This is a genomic window from Rhodococcus sp. T2V, from assembly GCF_029269925.1.
Lineage (GTDB): Bacteria > Actinomycetota > Actinomycetes > Mycobacteriales > Mycobacteriaceae > Rhodococcus_F > Rhodococcus_F koreensis.
Genome location: NZ_JARJBD010000271.1, coordinates 1 through 1680 on the forward strand (window position 1 = coordinate 1; position 1680 = coordinate 1680).

The 1680-nt window shown below is 65.2% G+C and carries 1 protein-coding gene; it reads right to left on the reverse strand.

Annotated features, from left to right (window positions below; translation table 11 throughout):
- Positions 1-152: 152 nt before the first annotated feature.
- Entirely contained in the window at positions 153-1553 is a 1401-nt protein-coding gene (locus P3H15_RS53810) for an IS1380 family transposase (RefSeq protein WP_276144793.1), read from the reverse strand.
- Positions 1554-1680: the final 127 nt, after the last annotated feature.

Sequence of the window (1680 nt, forward strand, 5' to 3'; positions counted from 1 at the left end):
AGCCTGAATCCGTGGATCAGTGATCGCGAAGGGGTTCGTGATGATTTCGGGTCCTCGGACTGTCGTTGGGCGTGCGTGTTCCGCTGACCGGGTGTCAGCTGATCCACGTTGTCGGTGTCCTCGAGGTCGGCCTGGGCGGCGGAAGGGATAGGTCAGACCAGTTGAGTTGTCCCGAGTGCTGTGCCGATCACTTTGGACCACAGGGTGTTCCACTGCTTCTGCCACGGCCAATGGGCGGGCAGATGCAGCACGGGTCTGCCGGCGGGGCGCGCGAATCGGGCCGGAGTGTTGACCAAGTTCCGGCGCAGCGTGGCACCACGGGCGACGGCATGAGTACCGCCGACGACGGTGCCCGCAGCCCGGAGCAGATTGTGTGAGATCGCCGCACAGAGCACCCAGACGCAGTTCGCCGCAAATCGGCCGGACGGAATGTGCGCCAGTGGCCCGTCGATCAGATCCGCGAACACCGTTTCCACGATCGCGTGCTTGCGGTGGGTGACATCTGCCTCGGCGGTCGGCAGGTCGGAGTTGGTGAAAAACGGGTGGTATCGCCACACCGGAAACAACGCGTCGGGGTAGTTGGCGTCCTTGACGCGGCGCACGATCAGGCGGGCGGTGACCCGGTGGCGGCCGGAGAACGCGGTGTACGAGGTTTCGGCGACCTCGGCGTCGGAGATCAACTGCCCGGTATCGGGGTCGGTGACCGCGCCGGGATAGTGCACGGGCGTCCAGGCTTGCTCGTCGATGCTGTCGATGGCCCGGGTGATCCGGGGATTGCGGGTCATGGCCAGCGAGAACTCGATGCCGGACCGGATCGCGGCGGCGATGACGGCTTTGTTGCCGAACGCCGAATCGCCGCGGACCATGATCTTGCCCGTCGCCCCGCAGGATCGGGCGGTGGTGATCGCCGAGCGGAGCTGGGAGGCAGCGCCGCGCCCGGAGCCGGTCTTGCCGGCCCGCAGCCGCATCTCGGCGATTACCGGGGCGGCGTGCGGGGTCGACAGCGTGGTGACCAGGGGGTTCAATCCTTTGCGTAGCACGGTGCGGCCGGAGATTTTGGCGTGTCCGTAGGACGCTCCTTGTTTCTGGTGTCCGTAGACCGGGCGTAGCAGCGAATCGATGTCGAGGAACGCCCGCTCTTCGATGCCCGGCAGCAGCGGGGTGTCGGCGGTCAGTGCGATCAGGTGTTGGCGCAGCACGGCTCCGATCTGGAGGCTGTGTCCGTAGGTGAACTCGCGCAGGAAAATTCCCAGGGTTGAGGGGGCGTAGACCTGGTCGTACATGGTCGGCATCCCGCCGGACCGGAGCAGGTTCATGTCGTCGATGTAGTCCGCGCCGGTGCACATACCGGCGATGATCGAGGTGAGTTTGCCGACCGGGTTGGCGGCGCCCGATTTGACTCGGGCGCTGTCGATGTCGAGGTGGGTGTCGATCAGTTCCGACAGTCCTGCGTGTTCGGCCAGTTCCAGGACCGGGATCAGGCCCGCGGACGACACGAGGTTCGTCTCGTCGAAGATCGCGGAGTCTGTGCGGAAGGTGTGCGATGATTTCAACCGAAAGTGCCTCGTGGTGTGGTGGACGGTCAGGACGTAGACACTCCCGATTATCCCAGGTCACAGGGCACTTTCCTCATCTCACACGCCGGTCCGCCATCAAGGCCGTCCACGGATTCAGGCTAAG